The organism is Caulobacter sp. AP07 (assembly GCF_000281955.1).
Taxonomy (GTDB): domain Bacteria; phylum Pseudomonadota; class Alphaproteobacteria; order Caulobacterales; family Caulobacteraceae; genus Caulobacter.
In genome coordinates this window covers 1-16795 of the sequence record NZ_AKKF01000242.1, presented here as the reverse complement: position 1 = coordinate 16795, position 16795 = coordinate 1, and the positions used below count along the sequence as shown (strand labels likewise).

At 68.7% G+C, this 16795-nt stretch carries 21 protein-coding genes; 12 read left to right on the top strand and 9 right to left on the bottom strand.

The features are described 5' to 3' along the window. Window positions 1-135 precede the first annotated feature (135 nt). From purQ to PMI01_RS21870, 3 genes are all read left to right on the top strand, one after another. Entirely contained in the window at window positions 136-798 is a 663-nt protein-coding gene (gene purQ, locus PMI01_RS21880; RefSeq protein WP_007674367.1) for a phosphoribosylformylglycinamidine synthase subunit PurQ, read from the top strand. Window positions 799-818: 20 nt separating this feature from the next. Then, window positions 819-1484: a hypothetical protein gene (locus PMI01_RS21875; RefSeq protein ID WP_007674365.1), complete on the top strand. Its 666-nt coding sequence runs from the start codon at window positions 819-821 to the stop codon at window positions 1482-1484. Between the two features lie 77 nt (window positions 1485-1561). Beyond that, complete coding sequence (locus tag PMI01_RS21870) at window positions 1562-3475, top strand: CocE/NonD family hydrolase (protein ID WP_007674363.1); 1914 nt, start codon at window positions 1562-1564, stop codon at window positions 3473-3475. Between the two features lie 201 nt (window positions 3476-3676). On the opposite strand, the gene PMI01_RS27525 is transcribed toward PMI01_RS21870, so the two are convergent. Both PMI01_RS27525 and PMI01_RS21865 read right to left on the bottom strand, forming a co-directional pair. Beyond that, window positions 3677-3832 carry a hypothetical protein gene (locus PMI01_RS27525; RefSeq protein ID WP_007674361.1) on the bottom strand — a complete coding sequence of 52 codons (156 nt, stop codon included), beginning with the start codon at window positions 3830-3832 and terminating at the stop codon, window positions 3677-3679. A gap of 83 nt (window positions 3833-3915) precedes the next feature. Continuing rightward, window positions 3916-4512, bottom strand: a complete 597-nt coding sequence (locus tag PMI01_RS21865) for a peptidylprolyl isomerase (protein WP_035037737.1) — start codon at window positions 4510-4512, stop codon at window positions 3916-3918. 114 nt (window positions 4513-4626) lie between these two features. Here PMI01_RS21865 and PMI01_RS21860 point away from each other — a divergent pair, with 114 nt between their 5' ends. Continuing rightward, window positions 4627-5598 carry an endonuclease/exonuclease/phosphatase family protein gene (locus PMI01_RS21860; protein WP_007674356.1) on the top strand — a complete coding sequence of 324 codons (972 nt, stop codon included), beginning with the start codon at window positions 4627-4629 and terminating at the stop codon, window positions 5596-5598. A 205-nt stretch (window positions 5599-5803) separates the two neighbouring features. Here the strand turns inward: PMI01_RS21860 and PMI01_RS21855 are convergent, their stop codons facing one another. Next, window positions 5804-6199, bottom strand: a complete 396-nt coding sequence (locus PMI01_RS21855; RefSeq protein ID WP_007674354.1) for a type II toxin-antitoxin system VapC family toxin — start codon at window positions 6197-6199, stop codon at window positions 5804-5806. Then, on the bottom strand, window positions 6196-6462 hold the full coding sequence (locus PMI01_RS21850; protein WP_007674353.1) for a type II toxin-antitoxin system VapB family antitoxin: 267 nt from the start codon (window positions 6460-6462) through the stop codon (window positions 6196-6198). The genes PMI01_RS21855 and PMI01_RS21850 overlap by 4 nt, the downstream gene beginning before the upstream one ends. A gap of 67 nt (window positions 6463-6529) precedes the next feature. Here PMI01_RS21850 and purL point away from each other — a divergent pair, with 67 nt between their 5' ends. Both purL and PMI01_RS21840 read left to right on the top strand, forming a co-directional pair. Next, window positions 6530-8752 carry a phosphoribosylformylglycinamidine synthase subunit PurL gene (gene purL / locus PMI01_RS21845; RefSeq protein WP_007674352.1) on the top strand — a complete coding sequence of 741 codons (2223 nt, stop codon included), beginning with the start codon at window positions 6530-6532 and terminating at the stop codon, window positions 8750-8752. 2 nt (window positions 8753-8754) lie between these two features. After that, window positions 8755-9111 (top strand): hypothetical protein, encoded by a 357-nt coding sequence (locus PMI01_RS21840; RefSeq protein ID WP_007674351.1) that lies wholly within the window; start codon window positions 8755-8757, stop codon window positions 9109-9111. Here PMI01_RS21840 and PMI01_RS21835 read toward each other — a convergent pair. Next, window positions 9108-10025, bottom strand: a complete 918-nt coding sequence (locus tag PMI01_RS21835; protein ID WP_007674350.1) for an AraC family transcriptional regulator — start codon at window positions 10023-10025, stop codon at window positions 9108-9110. The two genes, PMI01_RS21840 and PMI01_RS21835, sit on opposite strands and share 4 nt — an antisense overlap. A 110-nt stretch (window positions 10026-10135) precedes the next feature. On the opposite strand from PMI01_RS21835, the gene PMI01_RS21830 reads away from it, so the two are divergent. Continuing rightward, the gene (locus tag PMI01_RS21830; protein ID WP_007674349.1) at window positions 10136-11011 is read left to right on the top strand and encodes an oxidoreductase; all 876 of its coding nucleotides are present in this window, start codon (window positions 10136-10138) and stop codon (window positions 11009-11011) included. An 18-nt stretch (window positions 11012-11029) separates the two neighbouring features. Here the strand turns inward: PMI01_RS21830 and PMI01_RS21825 are convergent, their stop codons facing one another. Further along, window positions 11030-11218, bottom strand: a complete 189-nt coding sequence (locus PMI01_RS21825; RefSeq protein ID WP_007674348.1) for a hypothetical protein — start codon at window positions 11216-11218, stop codon at window positions 11030-11032. 33 nt (window positions 11219-11251) lie between these two features. Next, a complete protein-coding gene (locus PMI01_RS21820) occupies window positions 11252-11866 on the bottom strand; it encodes a hypothetical protein (protein ID WP_007674347.1) in 615 nt (204 codons plus the stop codon). Between the two features lie 272 nt (window positions 11867-12138). On the opposite strand from PMI01_RS21820, the gene PMI01_RS21815 reads away from it, so the two are divergent. Next, entirely contained in the window at window positions 12139-12993 is an 855-nt protein-coding gene (locus PMI01_RS21815; protein ID WP_007674345.1) for a DUF3313 family protein, read from the top strand. 10 nt (window positions 12994-13003) lie between these two features. Here PMI01_RS21815 and PMI01_RS21810 read toward each other — a convergent pair whose 3' ends face one another. Further along, window positions 13004-13516 carry a winged helix-turn-helix transcriptional regulator gene (locus PMI01_RS21810; protein WP_007674342.1) on the bottom strand — a complete coding sequence of 171 codons (513 nt, stop codon included), beginning with the start codon at window positions 13514-13516 and terminating at the stop codon, window positions 13004-13006. Between the two features lie 118 nt (window positions 13517-13634). Here PMI01_RS21810 and PMI01_RS21805 point away from each other — a divergent pair, with 118 nt between their 5' ends. Both PMI01_RS21805 and PMI01_RS21800 read left to right on the top strand, forming a co-directional pair. After that, window positions 13635-14444 carry an SDR family NAD(P)-dependent oxidoreductase gene (locus PMI01_RS21805; RefSeq protein ID WP_007674340.1) on the top strand — a complete coding sequence of 270 codons (810 nt, stop codon included), beginning with the start codon at window positions 13635-13637 and terminating at the stop codon, window positions 14442-14444. A 129-nt stretch (window positions 14445-14573) separates the two neighbouring features. Further along, on the top strand, window positions 14574-14774 hold the full coding sequence (locus PMI01_RS21800; protein WP_007674339.1) for a hypothetical protein: 201 nt from the start codon (window positions 14574-14576) through the stop codon (window positions 14772-14774). Window positions 14775-14792: 18 nt separating this feature from the next. On the opposite strand, the gene PMI01_RS21795 is transcribed toward PMI01_RS21800, so the two are convergent. Continuing rightward, window positions 14793-15737, bottom strand: a complete 945-nt coding sequence (locus tag PMI01_RS21795) for a M20/M25/M40 family metallo-hydrolase (protein ID WP_007674337.1) — start codon at window positions 15735-15737, stop codon at window positions 14793-14795. 148 nt (window positions 15738-15885) lie between these two features. Here PMI01_RS21795 and PMI01_RS21790 point away from each other — a divergent pair, with 148 nt between their 5' ends. After that, window positions 15886-16122 carry a BolA family protein gene (locus tag PMI01_RS21790; RefSeq protein WP_007674335.1) on the top strand — a complete coding sequence of 79 codons (237 nt, stop codon included), beginning with the start codon at window positions 15886-15888 and terminating at the stop codon, window positions 16120-16122. A gap of 5 nt (window positions 16123-16127) precedes the next feature. Then, window positions 16128-16795, top strand: a 668-nt coding sequence (locus tag PMI01_RS21785; protein ID WP_007674332.1) for an aldo/keto reductase, incomplete at its 3' end; no start/stop codon positions are given.

Genomic DNA, 16795 nt, shown 5'->3' with positions numbered 1-16795 from the left:
GTTATCCGGGACCGCCGGAAGCACAGGCGTTCACGCGTCGGTCCCGGATCGGCGCGCTGCGCGCTTGTCCGGGATGACAACGAGAAGTGAAGGAGCCGCTGACATCGTCCGCGAACGATGCTACAGGCCCGCGCCATGAAAGCCGCCGTCGTCGTCTTCCCCGGTTCCAATTGCGATCGTGACTGCAAGGTCGCCATCGAGCGCTCCGCTGGAGCCCGCGTCGAAATGGTCTGGCACCAGGAGACGGCCCTGCCGGACGACCTGGACCTGATCGTCCTGCCCGGCGGCTTCTCCTACGGCGACTACCTGCGCTGCGGGGCCATGGCCGCCCAGAGCCCGGTGATGCGCGAAGTGATCAAGGCCGCCAACGACGGCGTCGCCGTCGTGGGTATCTGCAACGGCTTCCAGGTGCTGTGCGAGGCGGGCCTGCTGCCCGGCGCCCTGCTGCGCAACGAGAAGCTGAAATATATCTGCAAGCCGGTGGCCCTGGACATCACCAACGGCCAGACCCGCTTCACCGCCAGCTTCGGCGAGCAGCGCTCGGCCGTGATGACCGTCGGCAACGGCGAGGGCAATTTCTTCGCCGACGAAGAGACCCTCAACCGCATCGAGGGCGAGGGCCAGGTGGTGTTCCGCTACCAGGACAACCCCAACGGCTCGGCCCGCGACATTGCCGGCATCGTCAACGCCGGCGGCAACGTCCTGGGCCTGATGCCCCACCCCGACCGCTCGTTCGACCCGGACCTGGGGTCGGAGGACGGGGCGATCCTGTTCCGCAGCATCTTCGCCAGCGCCTGACGACGGCCAAGGGGGCTCCGATGCGTCGTTTCTCGATCACCGTGGCCTTCCTCCTCGCCGGACCGTCGATGGCGGTCGCCGGCCAGGTCCCCGACCGCTGCGGCTACGGAGATTTCGTCTATTTCGCCCAGGACGGCGTGGCCGCCTACAACGTCTCGCCCCCGACCGGCGGACGGACCTACTTCCATGCAGATGACGATGGCGATGGTCAGGGCTGTCCCGAGGCGCTGAGCTGCAAGCTGAAAAGCTATGTGGTCGTCCAGGACGAGGTGCTGGTCAGCAAGGTCGAGAACGGCTGGACCTGCGCCTGGTACGGGCGCGGCGACCGCCACACGGTGGGCTGGCTGAAGATGGCGGACCTGGTCAAGTCGGCCGTCGCCCCCTCCGGCGAGGGCGACTGGCTGGGCGATTGGAGCTTCAGCGACAACCAGATCACCATCACCCGCGGCAAGAACGGCTTCCGCGCCAAGGGCGAAGCCACCTGGAAGGGGCCTGTCTCGGCGCATTCCGGTTCGTTCGAGGGCCACCTGGAGGTCAAGGGCGTCAGCGCCGACTATGCCGACCCCAAGGACGCCATGCCCTTTTGCAGCGTCAACATGCGCCGGGTGAGCCGCTATATGGTGGTCGCCGACAATGGAAGCTGCGGTGGCGCGTCGGTGAGCTTCGACGGCGTGTACCGGCGCTAGCGGCCCGAAACGCTGTTATATTATAGCGCCTGCTGAAAACCGCTCCTAAGGTGCCCACACCATTGGGGAGCTTTTCCATGAGTCTCGCGTCGACCCTCCGCGCCGGCCTGCTGGCCGCCGCCGCCCTCACCGCCTTCACCACCACGGTTCACGCCCAAACCCCGGCCCTGACGCCGGACATCAACGGCAAGTACGTCGCGCCCAAGGTCGGCTACGACTACGACAAGCGCGTGGTGATGGTGCCGATGCGCGACGGGACCAAGCTCTACACGGTCATCGTCGTGCCCAAGGGGGCCAAGGGCGCCCCGATCCTGCTGACCCGCACGCCCTACAACGCCGCCAAGCGCGCCGCGCGCAACGACAGTCCCAACATGCTGTCGGCCCTGCCGCAGGGCGACGAGGTGTTCGTCAAGGACGGCTACATCCGCGTGTTCCAGGACATCCGCGGCAAGTACGGCTCGGAAGGCGACTACGTGATGACCCGCCCGCTGAAGGGGCCGCTGAACAACAGCGAGGTCGACCATTCCACCGACGCCTATGACACCATCGACTGGCTGACCAAGAACGTGCCCGAGAGCAACGGCAAGGTCGGCATGCTGGGCAGTTCCTACGAGGGCTTCACGGTGGTGATGGCCCTGGTCAATCCGCACCCGGCCCTCAAGGTCGCCGCGCCGATGAGCCCGATGGTCGACGGCTGGATGGGCGACGACTGGTTCCATTTCGGGGCCTTCCGGCAGGTGAACTTCGACTACTTCACCGGCCAGACCACGGTGCGCGGCGCGGGCGAGAGCGTGCAGCGCGTCGGTCCCGACGACTACGAGACCTTCCGCCGGGCCGGTTCGGCGGGCGACTACGCCAGGCTGCACGGGATCGACCAGCTGCCCTGGTGGAAGAAGACCACCGAGAACGCCGCCTACACGCCGTTCTGGAGCCAGCAGGCGCTGGACAAGACCATGGCCGAGCAGCCGCTGAAGGTGCCGACCATGTGGATCCAGGGCCTGTGGGACCAGGAGGACATGTGGGGCGCGGTCCACGCCTACGCCGCCACCGAGCCCAAGGACGCGGCCAACGACAAGAGCTACCTAGTGCTGGGCCCCTGGCGCCACAGCCAGGTCAATTATGACGGCTCCAGCCTGGGGGCCTTCAAGTGGGACGGCGACACCGCCCTGCAGTTCCGCCGCGACGTGCTGCTGCCGTTCTTCGACCAGTACCTGAAGGACGGCGCGCCCAAGGCCGACACTCCGCCGGTGCTGATCTACGATCCCGGCCAGAACCACTGGGATCGCTACAAGTCCTGGCCGCAGGGCGGGAGCAAGCCTCTCTATCTGACCGAGAAGGGCGGGCTGTCGTTCAGCGCCCCGGCCGCGGCCAAGGGCCCGGCGGCCTATGACGAATACGTCTCCGACCCGGCCAAGCCCGTACCCTACATCCCGCGCCCGCTGAAGTTCGGCGAGCGCGACCGCTGGACGCCGTGGCTGCTGACCGACCAGCGCGCCGTCGCCGACCGCACCGACGTGCTGAGCTATGTGTCCGAGCCCCTGACCGCGCCGCTGAAGATAGCCGGCGTGCCCAAGGTCAACCTCACCGCCTCGACCAGCGGCAGCGACGCCGACTGGGTGGTCAAGCTGATCGACGTCTTCCCCGACGAGGTCCCCAGCCAGCCCGAACTGGGCGGCTACCAGCTGGCCGTCGGCATGGACATCTTCCGCGGCCGCTATCGCGAGAGCTTCAGCGATCCCAAGGCGATCAAGTCCAACACGCCGCTGAAGTACCAGTTCATCCTGCCGACCGCGAACTACACCTTCCAGCCGGGTCACCGGATCATGGTCCAGGTGCAGTCCAGCTGGTTCCCGCTCTACGACCGCAACCCGCAGACCTTCGTGCCCAACATCTTCTTCGCCAAGCCGGGCGACTACGTGAAGGCGACGCAGCGGGTCTATCACGCGGGGGCGGAGGCCAGCTTCATCGAGCTGCCGGTGGTGGCGCAGTAGCGGGCTAGGTCCTCCCCCTCTGGGGGAGGCGGCCGAAGGCCGGTGGGGGGAGTTTTAGGACGGTCTACTCGGGTTGTGGCCGTCTGCCGATCACTCCCCCCACCGTCGGCTTCGCCGACCCCTCCCCCAGAGGGGGAGGAATCAAGAAAGCCGGAGGCTTTCGCCTCCGGCCCTTCCTTCGTTCACGGAGCGGTCGTTTCGTCAGCGGTCGCGGCGCTGGTCGGCCTGACCGCCGGGGTTGCGGCCGGGTTCGCTCGGCATCGGGCGATTCTTGTCGCCCTGTTGATGCTGTTGACCCGGGGCCTGCCGCTGCGGGTCGTTCTGCTGCTGCGGCGGATTGCGTTTCTTGTCGCCCATGATCGTCCTCCTTCGACAGCGCGCCGATCGCGCACGGGGAGGAAACGACCGGGGATTCACCCCGTTCCTACGGCGAAGGCGCCTTAGTTCCGGCTTAGCTTTTGAATCTTCACGGGCTTTTCGATGATCTGGCCCTTCATATAGGGATCGTCGGCCTTGCTGACGGTCGGCGCGTCGTGGATGGCGCGGACCACGTCCATGCCCTCGACCACCTTGCCGAACGCCGCGAAGCCCTGGCCGTCCTTGTTGCGGGCGCCGCCGAAATCCAGGGCGGGGTTGTCGCCGATGCAGATGAAGAACTCCGACCCGGCCGAGCCCGGCTCGCCCCGCGCCATCGAGATCACCCCGTCGGTGTGGAGGATGCCCGTGACCTTGGTGGTCTCGTGGGGAATCGCCGGCAGCGGGCTGTCGTCGCGGTTCAGCCCGCCCTGGATGACGCTGATGGTCGCCGGGTTGTTGTCGTTCTTGGGCGACACCGTCCGGTAGAAGGCCCCGCCGTCCAGCAGATGCTGGTCCGCATAGGCCAGGAAATTGGCCACGGTGACCGGCGCCTTGTCCGGATAGAGCTCGATGACGATGGGCCCCAGGTCGGTGACCATCCGCACCCGGACAGACCCGGGCGCGGCGGCGGCCAGCGGCAGGGCGACCAACAGGCCCAGCAGGGTTCGGCGCGCCAGCATCGTCATCGTCGTTCTCCTCGCTCGCCAGGGCATGGGCCCACGAATCCAAGCAACTTAGCTTGTCGGTGGCCGCGTTCCGAGGCATGATCGTTCAACCTTAGCGGGAGGCCTTCGATGGCCGAGATCACCGATCCGCCGCCCCAGGCCGTCCTCGACGACCTGGCGGCGCTCTCGCCCGTGCTCGACGCCATCCCGCGCAAGGTCGATGGCGACAACCTGCTGATCGGCACCTGGAACATCCGCGCCTTCGGCGACCTGACCAAGGCCTGGGCCAGCCAGCCGGGCGACACGCCGCGCCGCGACTTCCACGCCTGCGTGCTGATCGCCGAGGTCCTGTCCCGCTTCGACATCGTCGCCGTGCAGGAGGTCAAGGCCAACCTGCGCGCCCTGCGCCACACGCTCAAGAAACTGGGTCCCGACTACGGTTTCGTCATGACCGACGTCACCCAGGGCGCGCCCGGCAACGGCGAGCGGCTGGCCTACATCTTCGACAGCCGGCGGGTGAAGCTGTCGGGCCTGGCCTGCGAACTGGTGGTGCCCGAGGACATCGACACGCCGTTCTCCACGCCGGTCAACGCCTTCCAGCGCCAGTTCGTCCGCACGCCCTACGCCGTCAGCTTCCAGGCCGGCGGCCAGACCGTGGTGCTGGTCACCCTGCACGTCATCTATGGCGACGCCAGCCAGGACCGGGTGGCCGAACTGACCGGCATCGCCAAGTGGCTGCGCCGCTGGGCCGAGCAGGAGGACGATTTCGGCCACAACCTGATCTGCATGGGCGACTTCAACATCGACCGCCATGGCGACCCGCTCTGGCAAGCCTTCACCTCCACCGGCCTGACCCCCGCCCCCGATCTGCTGACCGTGCCGCGCACCCTGTCGTCCTCGCTCGAACACCCCGACCTCAAGAGCTTCTTCGACCAGATCGCCTGGTTCGAGACGGTGAAGAACAAGCCCTACCTGTCGCTGGAATACCGCCAGGCCGGAGGGATCAACTTCCAGGGCGCCGTGCTGAAGTCCCTGAACCGCACCGAACTGTCCTGGCGGATGTCGGACCACTATCCGCTGTGGGTCGAGTTCGGGCTGTAGGGGGCCCCGCGGCTGTGTTCTGCCGCCCACGCCCGCCGTCATCCCCCGACTTGTTCGGGGGACCCAAGCCGGGTCTGACGCATATCCACGGCCGCTTGGGTCCCCCGCATAAAGCGGGGGATGACGAGATTTTTGAGTTGAAGGCGCGCTCGCAAGCCTGGTCGACTAGCCGCCCACGCACCCCGCGCCCCGTGACGGCGGGAACCTATGAGGCGACGCGCTTCACGTCGGTGTGGATGAAGTCGTTTCCCTTGAACAGCAGCGGCTCGTCCAGGCTCTTGGCCAGGGCGTAGACGAAACTGTCGCCATAGTTCAGGTCGGCGTCGTGCCGCCCCTTGCCATAGGTTCTACGCGCCTCGACCGCGGCATAGGCTTGCTCGGCGGTCAGGGCGACGATCTCGATCCTCAACTGAGCGATGTCCCGGTTCAGCAGGGAGATCCCGATCGGAGCCCCCATGCGGCGCATATAGACCTCCGCCGCCTCGACATAGGACGCCGCCGACATCCGACGACGCTTGGCGCGCAGCATCAGGACGTAGAACGCGTCGCGTTCCGGCTCTCTCAAGGCGATGGCCAACAGAGCTGACGTATCGACGATCATCCGATCGGCTGACCGTGCTCGTCATAGAGCTCGGCCTCGATTTCGCGCCAGTCGCGGGGGTCGAGGATGGGACGCGCGTCCAGTTCCGCGAAGAACGCCTGCTTGGCCGCCTCCTCGGCCTCCGACAGGGCGTAGGGCTCCGAAAGCCGGGCGACCTTCTCGACCAGGGCCTGGTGGATCGCCTCGGTCAAGCTCTCCCCCGTGACGGCCGCGACTTCCCGGGCCAGGGCCTCGGTCTCCGCCCGCTTGATGCTGATGCCCATTCTAGAAACACCTTTGATCTTTCTAGAATATAGCGGAATCCCCCGGCGCAGGCTAGAAGGCCGCTCCATGAGCACCTCGCCCGCCCCCCAGAAGTCGATGGCCGACACGGCCCGTGAATTTGGCCTGAACGCGGAGGAGTACGCCGTCGTGCTCGACCGCCTGGGTCGCGAGCCCAACCTGGTCGAGCTGGGGGTGTTCTCGGTGATGTGGTCCGAGCACTGCTCGTACAAATCCTCGAAGAACCAGCTGAAGAAGTTCCCGATCACCGGTCCCCGGGTGATCTGCGGCCCCGGCGAGAACGCCGGCGTCATCGACATCAACGACGGCGACGCCATTATCTTCAAGATGGAGAGCCACAACCACCCCTCCTACATCGAGCCCTACCAGGGCGCGGCGACGGGCGTGGGCGGCATCATGCGCGACGTCTTCACCATGGGCGCGCGGCCGATCGCCCTGCTCAACGCCCTGCGGTTCGGCGACCCCAGCCATCCGAAGACCAAGCGCCTGGTCGACGGCGTGGTGGCCGGCATCGCCGGCTACGGCAACTGCGTCGGCGTGCCCACCGTGGCCGGCGAGACCAATTTCCACCCCGGCTACAACGGCAATATCCTGGTCAACGCCATGTGCGTGGGCCTGGCCGACGCCGACAAGATCTTCTACTCGGCCGCGCCGGGGGCTGGCCTGTCGGTGGTCTATTTCGGCTCCAAGACCGGCCGCGACGGCATCCACGGCGCCACCATGTCGTCGGCCGAGTTCTCGGAGGATTCCGAGGAGAAGCGCCCCACCGTCCAGGTCGGCGACCCCTTCGCCGAGAAGCTGCTGATCGAGGCGACGCTGGAGCTGATGGCCACCGGCGCCGTCGCCGCCATCCAGGACATGGGCGCGGCGGGCCTGACCAGTTCGTCGGTCGAGATGGCCGGCAAGGGCGGGGTCGGCATCGAGCTGAACATGGACATGGTCCCGCAGCGCGAAACCGGCATGACCGCCTACGAGATGATGCTGTCGGAAAGCCAGGAGCGCATGCTGGCGGTGCTGAAGCCCGGCCGCGAGCGCGACGGCCATGCGATCTTCGAGAAGTGGGGCCTGGACGCCGCGATCATCGGCGTCACCACCGACACCGGCCACCTGGTGCTGAAGCATCACGGCGAAACGGTCTGCGACGTGCCGCTGGCCCCGCTGTTCGACGACGCGCCGCTGTATGACCGCCCCTGGGTGCAGCCGACCCTGCATCCGCGCCTCGACCCCGGCAAGATCGCCGGTCCGGCCGACTGGGACGCCGCCGTACTGAAGGTGGTCGGCAGCCCCGACATGGCCTCCAAGCGCTGGCTGTGGGAGCAGTACGACCGCCACGTGATGGCCGACACCCTGGAAGACAGCGCCACCGGCTGCGACGCCGGCATCGTCCGCATCCACGGCAAGGGCAAGGCCATCGCGGTGACCAGCGACGTCACCCCGCGCTACGTGCAGAACGACCCCTACGAGGGCGGCAAGCAGGCTGTTGCGGAAGCGTGGCGCAACCTGACGGCCGCCGGCTCGACGCCGATCGCCATCACCGACAACCTCAATTTCGGCAGCCCCGAAAAGCCCGAGACCATGGGCCAGATCGTCCGCGCCACCGACGGCATGGCCGAGGCCTGCCGGGCGCTGGACTTCCCGGTCGTGAGCGGCAACGTCTCGCTCTACAACGAGACCAACGGCGTCGCCATTCCGCCGACCCCGACGGTGGGGGCGGTGGGCCTGATCGAGGACTATGACCTGCGCATGGGCTTCGGCAACGTGGCCGAGGGCGACAGCCTGGTCCTGGTCGGCGAGTGCCACGGCGAACTGGGGGCCTCGATCTATCTGCGCGAGATCCTGGGCCGCGAGGACGGCGCCCCGCCGCCGGTCGACCTGGCCCTGGAGCGCAAGAACGGCGACTTCGTGCGCGGCCTGATCCCCACCGGCCTGGTCGCCGGCCTGCACGACCTGTCGGACGGCGGTCTGCTGATCGCCGCGGCCGACATCGCCCTGGCCAGCAAGGTCGGCGTCACCCTGAACGCCACCAGCCAGCAGCACGCCCACCCCTACCTGTTCGGCGAGGACCAGGCCCGCTACCTGGTCGCCACCCCCGATCCCGACGGCGTGCTGGCGGCGGCCAAGGAAGCCGGCGTCCACGCCAACCTGGCGGGCGTGGCGGGCGGCGACGCCTTCGCCTCCTCGGGCCTGTTCAGCATCCCCCTGGAAACCCTGCGCGCGGCCCACGAGGCCTGGATGCCGGGCTTCATGAACGCCCCGGCCTCAGGACAATGACCATGCGCAAGACTTCGATCCTGGCGACCGCCAGCCTGGCCCTCGCGCTGCTGGCGGCCTGCGCCCCGACCGCGCCCGGCCCCGCCCCCACGGCCCAGACCGCCGACGCCACCTGCGCGACGCGCGGCGGGACGATGCAGCCGGTCGGCCGCCTGCAACGCCCGACCTGCGTCGTGCCCTATGCCGACGCCGACAAGATCTGCCGCGACAAGGCCGACTGCCAGGGCGCCTGCATCCTGGACGGCAATGTCGAGACCACCGGCGCGGTGGCCGGCACGTGCCAGAAGACCAACGTCCAGTTCGGCTGCTTCGCCAAGGTGGTGGACGGCAAGGCGACCGGCGCGATCTGCATCGACTAGGCGATCGCGAAGGCCGGCTGCGGTGAAGCCCGTAGCCGGGCGGCGTCGCGGCCCGGAGGCGCGCCGAACAGGCGGGCATATTCGCGGCTGAACTGGCTGGCGCTGTCGTAGCCGACGCTGAAGCCCGCCCCCGCCACGTCGCCCGGCCGGGTCAGCAACAGGGTCCGGGCCGCCTGCAAACGAAGCTGCTTCTGGTACTGCAGCGGGCTCATGGCCGTGACCGCCTTGAAGTGGCGGTGGAACGAGGCCGGGCTCATGCCCGCCAGGCGCGCCAGAGTCTCGACCTGCATGGGCGCGGCCAGATTGGCCTGCAGCCACTGGATCGCGCGGTTCACCTGCGACAGGCGGCTTTCGGCCAGGCCGATCTGCCGGACCATCGGGCCGCTGGGCCCCTGCAGCAGCCGCCACAGCACTTCCCGTTCCAGCATCGGCGCCAGCACCGGAATGTCGGCGGGCCGGTCCAGCAGGCGCAGAAGCCGCAGGATGGCGTCCAGCAGGTCGGGACCCGCCTCGTTGACCTGCAGGCCGGCCGACGCCCCCGGGGCCGACGGCGCGGGCGCCTCCAGGATCAGCCGGGCGATCCTGGCCGGGTCCAGGACGATGGCGAGCGCCGCGTACGGCGCCTCGATCACCTGGCCGCTGACCGGCAGGTCCACCGACACGGTCAGGAACTTGCCCGGGTCGTAGCGGAACAGGCGGTCGCCCAGCGCCGTGTTCTTGGCCCCTGTCACGATCAGGCACAGCAGGGGCTGGTAGACGATCGGCATCGGCTCGGTCGGCGCGCTGGCCAGGAACAGCGTCAAGCCTGGAACCGGTGTCTCCCAGGCCCCTTCGCGGGCGTGGCGCTCGACCAGCGCGCGGATTTCGATCAGCGGGTCCATGGCCGCCACATGAGCCCAGCCGATGGCATGCATCAAGCGTGCGGCGCCGGGACTGATCGGATTATGCAAGAGCTTGCGAGCAACGCCCTAACGCCCACGCCCTCCCGAGGCCTTCAATAGCGCCACAGACAAGGAGATTTCCCATGAGCAAGATCTGGTTCGTCACCGGCGCCGCCCGCGGCCTCGGCGCCGAGATTGCCAAGGCGGCCCTGACCGCCGGCGACCGCGTGGTGGTCACCGGCCGCCGTCGCGAAGCGCTGGAAGCCGCGTTCGGCCCCGACGGCGACAGCGTCCTGTCGCTGGCCCTCGACGTCACCCGCGAGGCCGACGCCCAGGCCGCCGTCGAGGCGGCTTTGGCCCGCTTCGGCCGCATCGACGTGCTGGTCAACAACGCCGGCTACGGCAATCTGGGCCTGTTCGAGGAAACGACGGACGCCGAGGCCCGCGCCCAGTACGACACCAACGTCTTCGGCCTCTACAACGTCACCCGCGCCGTCCTGCCCGCCATGCGTCGCCAGCGCGCCGGCCGGATCTTCAACGTTTCGTCGGTGGGCGGCCTGGTGGGCGGCGAAGGCGGCTCGCTGTACTGCGCCACCAAGTTCGCGGTCGAGGGCTTCTCGGAATCGATCGCCCGGGAGGTCGCGCCCTTCGGGATCCACGTGACGATCGTCGAGCCCGGGTTCTTCCGCACCGATTTCCTCGACGAAACCTCGGTCCGCTACGGCTCGCGCCGGATCGAGGACTACGCCGAGATCTCGGCCCAGATGAAGGCCTTCTGGGACGCCCGCAATCACGCCCAGGCGGGCGATCCGGCCAAGCTGGGCCGCGTGCTGGTCGACCTGGCCGAGCGCGCCAATCCGCCGCTGCGCTTTGCCGCCGGTTCGGACGCCGTGGCAATGATCGGCGGTAAGATCGACAGCCTGCGGGCCGAACTCGACGCCTGGAGCGACCTGTCCGTCACCACCGACGGCGACGACGTTCCGGCCCGGGCCGAGGCCGCCGCCGGAACCTGGCGCTGATCCAGGGACGGGCCCCGGTCACTTCGCGGGCCGGGGCCCGTCGCCCTGGAAGATGACGACGCCGGCGTTGTTTCCGTCGTCGGAATGGTTGCAGAAATCGAGCGCTGCTTCGCTCTCCAGGACCGGCTTGGGGGTCTCCAGGGCGGGCGCTGGATGGGCGTCCCGCCACAGACCGCGCAGCCACTTCCAGATCAGGGTCAGGATCATCGCTCCCTCCACAGCCTCGGGGTCGCCGACCGGTCAGGCGTACTCGACATTGGCCAGGCTGAACTCGAACGGCGTCGATTTCGCGCCCGGCCCGCCGCCGGTCATGACGATGTCGGCGCTGGCGACGCCCAGCAGCGAGATCTCGGTGTTGATCTGGGACACGATGGCCGAGTTCATGACCTGGCCCTGGACCACCTGCGAGGCCACGCCGATCCAGATCGTCGGCTTGAACTGGAACACCGCCGTCCGCTGCGGCCGGATCGCGGTCTCCTGGGCGTAGAGCTTGCCGCCCTTGTAGATCCCGGCGTTGATCCCCCCCTTCGGCAGGCCGTTGCGCACCTCGATCTCGCTGGGGCTGGCGGCCGGCCCACTCTCGCGCAGGACGTCGCCCGACGTCCCCATGACCATCGAGAACTGCTGACCGTTGGCCGCGTGCTGCAGCGGTGTGTAGTTGCCCCAGCTGTCGCTGACCCCGACCTGGGTGGTCATCGGATGGACGAACGGATGGTTGTCGCCCTGGCCGCAGTTCTGGATGACCCTCCAGGCCACCGCCTCCGCCAAATTGGTCGCCACGTTCTTGGCGAAGATCACGACCTTGCTGTTGTTGGCGTCGTTCGACCGGTTGATGAAGTTCAGTTGGATGTCCATGCGCCCGCCCCCGATGGCCCGGCCTCATGACCGGCTGCGGGAAAACCTACACTCAAAGGCCGAAACTTGACCACGCGCAATTGAAGGTGGATGCGGGCGATCCGCCCGCGCCGCGCCAACCTCCATCGATCCTCGACAAAAAAGATCGCCGAACAGCTCAGATATCGGCGTTTGTGGAGAGGCGTTCATCTGGAGGACACCCCCGCGCCACCTATCCCTGAAAGGTTGAGGTCCGAACGCCTTGGCGCGTTGGTCTTCGGGGGAGAAGCCGGATGAGAACGATGGTCAGGGCGGCCACGATCGCGGTCGTGGCCGCCAGCCTGGGCGCCTGCGCCGCGGCGGGGCCCGAGCGGCCCGGCTTCCTCAGCACCTACGCCGCGCTGCCGCCCAGCAAGCCCAAGGGGCGGGCCCACATCCGCGAATATGTCGACAAGGCCCGCATCGCCCAGATCAGGCGGGTGTCGCTGGAGCCCACGATCATGACGCCCGGCGCCGACGCCGGGGCGGCGCTGACCGAGGAGGAGCGCCGCGCGGTGCTGCGCGAGATCGACGCCCAGGTCTGTTTCCGGCTGTCGCGCTGGTTCGAGATCGTGCCCGCCACGGACCCCGCCGACGCCCGGGCGCGCGCGGCGGTGACCTGGATCACGCCGACCGGACGGGCGAGTTCGGCGGCCTCCGCCACGGCCGGGCTCATCATGCCCTTGCCCGTCACCTTCCGTGTGCCGGGCGGGTTGGGCGGCCTGGGCGTCGAGGCCGAACTGATCGAGACGGCCACGAACCAGCAGGTGGCGGCCATCGCCTGGACGCGCCAGGCCATGCCGATCGGCGGCGACACCCCGTCGCTGGCGCGTCACGGCGACGCCCTGCAGTTCGCCGAACCCTTCGCCGAGGCCGTCACCACGACACTGACCCCCACCAAGGGCGAGAAAGGCGAGAAGGTCGAGAAGCGCCAGAAGCGCGAGATCAAGAACGGCCAGGACCCCTGCGCCGCCTACGGCGCCCGCTTCCGGGCCAGCAGCATGGCGGCCGGCATGCTGACCAACATGTACGTCCCCACCCGGCGCGAAGCCGCCGTGTCCTCCGCCGAACCCAAGGCTCCGCCCGTGGAAAAGGGCGTGAAGAACTGACGCCCGGGCCTCACACGGCGTCGAGGCGCGCTCGCCGTCGCGCCTCGACCAGCGCCATCCGCTCGCGGGTCGGCGCCTGGGCGGCCGGGCCGGCGGCGACGGTGAAGCGGGCGGCGTCGATCTCCAGGCCCGTGCGCCGGTCGACCACCACCGGGTCGGCCGGCAGGCCGCTGGCGACCTCGACCATCTGACTGGCCAGCCCCTCGACGGCGAAGTGCCGGTTGCCGAACGCCATCAGGGCCGTCAGCACCGGCACGAAGTCGCGGCCCAGCGCCGTCAGCACGTATTCGTGACGCACCGGCCGCGCCTGATAGGGCCTACGCTCCAGGAACCCCGCCTCGACCAGGGCGGCCAGGCGCTTGCTGAGGATGTTGGGCGCCACGCCCAGGCTCTGCTCGAACTGGTCGAACCGGGACAGGCCGTGAAAGGCGTCGCGCAGGATCATCAGGCTCCAGGTGTCGCCCACGCGCTCCAGCGTGCGGCCCACCGGGCACTGTCCGGGATCGAAGGTGCGTCGGGTCATGAGCCCAATATAGGAGGCCGGCTAGCAAATCGAAAGTTAGTTACTTGCTATTTGAAAGTGACGTACCATTTCTGCTCCACGACGGACCACGGGGCCCGCCAGCAAGGACGAGAAGACGATGAGCAAGCACAACATTCCCGGCGCGGCCCTGATCACCGGCGCCTCCTCCGGCATCGGCGCGACCTATGCCGACCGCCTGGCCCGCCGCGGCCACGACCTGGTGCTGGTGGCGCGCGATACCGCCCGCCTGGAAGCCCTGGCCGCCAGGCTGAAGGCCGAGACCGGCGTCAAGATCGACGTCGTCACCGCCGACCTGACCCAGAAGGCCGACCTGGCCCGGGTCGAGGCCCGGCTGCGCGACGACGCGACCATCGACATCCTGATCAACAACGCCGGGGTTTCGGTGGCGGGCGCCTTCGTCGACCAGGACCTGGATCGGGTCGAAAGCATGATCCAGCTCAACATCGTCTCGGTGACCCGCCTGGCCCACGCCGCCGCCAGGGCCTTCGCGGCCCGCGATCGCGGCGCGATCGTCAACATCTCGTCGGTCGTCGGCCTGGCCCCCGAGCTGCAACTGGCCGTCTACGGCGCGACCAAGGCCTATGTCACCTATTTCACCCAGACCCTGCGCCTGCAGCTGAGCCCCAACATCCAGCTCCAGGCCGTGCTGCCGGGCGCGACCCGCACCGAGATCTGGGACCGCTCGGGCAGCGGCGGCGCCGACAAGCTCGACCCGGCCATGCTGATGGAGGTCGACGACCTGGTGGACGCGGCGCTGGCCGGCTTCGACCAGGGCGAGCTGGTCACCATCCCGTCCCTGCCCGACCCGGCCGACTTCGCCGCCTATGACGCGGCGCGGACCAAACTGCTGCCGAACCTTTCGCGCAACCGCCCGGCCGAGCGCTACAAGGTGAGCGAGCCCGCCTAGCCGAGCGCGCATCGACAGATTTGTCACGATGCTGGCGCGCGGCGACACTATCTATCGGTTGAAGGGCAAGCGCTGAGGGGAACCCGCACCCCGCCTCGGCCGCTTGCCCGTCAGCTTGAGGAGACCGCCATGACCGCCATCGCCAACCTTGACGAATTCATCCTGGAAGAGACCGACGACGGGATCTTCCTCACCGTCACCGGTGACGATGAGAAGACGCTGAAGCTGCGGGTCACGCTGGATGACCTGGAGGAGATCGTCGAGGTGATCGACGAGGTGTTCGGTCTGGAGGAGGACGAGGGGGAAGAGGCCGAGGAGGGCGCGGGCTGAGGCCGCACCGACCGATTCCTACCGCCCCGCCCCCTTGCTGATCCCGTCCAGGTCGTCGTCCAGCGCCCGGGTCGCCGACACCACCGTGGCCACCGACCGCTTGAAGAAGTCCTGTGGCACGGTGTCGAAGTCGTCGGTGGGCTGGTGGTATTCGGGGTGGTCCTCGACGCCGAAATAGACCCACGGCACGCCCGCGGCGGCGAACGGGCCCTGGTCGGACTGCATTGTCCAATTGTTCTGCTCGCCGTCGGCGTCGGTGTCGTGGCCCAGCTTCAGGGTCACCGGGGCCGTCTTCGCCGCGCCGTCCAGCACCGGCTTGAGCCAGGGCTGCGGTCCCGCGCCGCTGACATAGAGCTCGCCCTTGGCGTTCTTGCTGATCATGTCGAAATTGACCGCCAGCCCGATCCTGGCCAGCGGGACAGGCGGGTCGGCGACGAAGGCCTTGGCGCCCCGCAGCCCGCTCTCCTCGCCGTCGAAGGCGACGATCAGCACCGTGTGGCGCGGCGGGGCGGCCTTGAAGGCCTCGGCCACCGCCAACAGGCCCGCCACGCCCGAGGCGTTGTCGTCGGCCCCGTTATGGATCTTGCCGCCCTTGATCCCCAGGTGGTCGTAGTGGGCCGAGACCACCAGCACCTTGTCGGAACTCGACGTGCCCTCGATGCGGGCGACCAGGTTCACCCCGTCAACGGTCTTGCCGAGCTTGGTCTTGAAGCTGAACGGCTGCTCGAACGCGCCGCCCTGCGGCTTCAGGCCGATCTGGATGAAGCGCTCCCGGATATAGGCCCGCGCCTTGGCCCCGCCCGGCGTGCCCACGCCTCGCCCTTCCATGTCGTCGGCCGACAGCAGGCGGACGTCGTCGACGGCGTAGGCGCCGGGCGCGACGCCCTTCGTCGAGGCCGGGGCCGCACAGGCCGCCGTCGAGCCGAAAAGGATGATGGCGATGGGAACGAGAATCGAGCGCACGGGGACCTTTCACGAAAACACGGGGCGTTTTGTGGCGTGCTCCGTGGTCGCCGGCAAGCGGAGCCGCCCCGCGAACCGTTTGGCGCGTATGCCCGTTCTTAAGGTTTACGCGGCATACCCAATGCTGAGAGATTCGGAGTCTTCCGCCGTGCCCATGTCCCCCGCCGACCTCGAAGCCCGCCTGCATGAGGCGTTTCCCGACGCCGAGATCGTGCTGACCGACCTGGCCGGCGACGGCGACCACTACAAGGCGCGCATCGTCTCGCCGGCCTTCCGCGGCCTGAACCGGGTCAAGCAGCACCAGATGGTCAACCGCGCCCTGGCCGACGTGCTGGGCGGCACGCTGCACGCCCTGGCCCTCGAAACCGTCGCCCCCTCGGAATAGGCCCGATGCGCTATCGCCCCTTCGGCAGCGCCGGCGTGGCGGTCTCGGCGATCTCGCTGAGGCTCGAGGACCAGCCGCGCCTGAAGGCGGGCGACTGGCGCAGACTGATCTATGCGGCGCTGGAAAACGGCGTCAACAGCTTCGAATTCGACGGCGTGTCGCCGGCCCTGATGGAGGGCGCGGCCGAGGCCCTGGCCACCGTCGAGCGGCGGCTGCTGTTCATCGGCTGGCGGCTGCGCGCCAAGGGCGACCGCGCGCTGCGGGCCCAGGTCGTGCACGACATGATCGACCAGGCTCTGGACCGCACGGGCCTGGGGCATCTCGACATCGCCACCCTGGACGACCCCGACGGCGCCGACTTTCCGTCCGAGACCCTGGAGCAGCTGACCGCCCTGCGCGGCGCGCGGCTGATCCGGCTGCTGGGCGTGTCGGGCGGGGGCGACAAGTTCGACGCCTATGCGGCCTCGGGCCTGTTCGACGCCATGGCCACGCCGTTCAACCTGGCGTCCGGCTGGGTCGAGCGCAACCGGGTGCGGGCCGCCATGAGCCGCGAGATGGCGGTGATCGGCCTGGACTTCTGGCCGCGGGTCCTGCGCGAGGAACCCCGCGGCTTCCTGCCCAAGCCGTCGCTGTGGCGTCGCCGCGCCGATCCGCTGGCCGATATCGGCGGGGG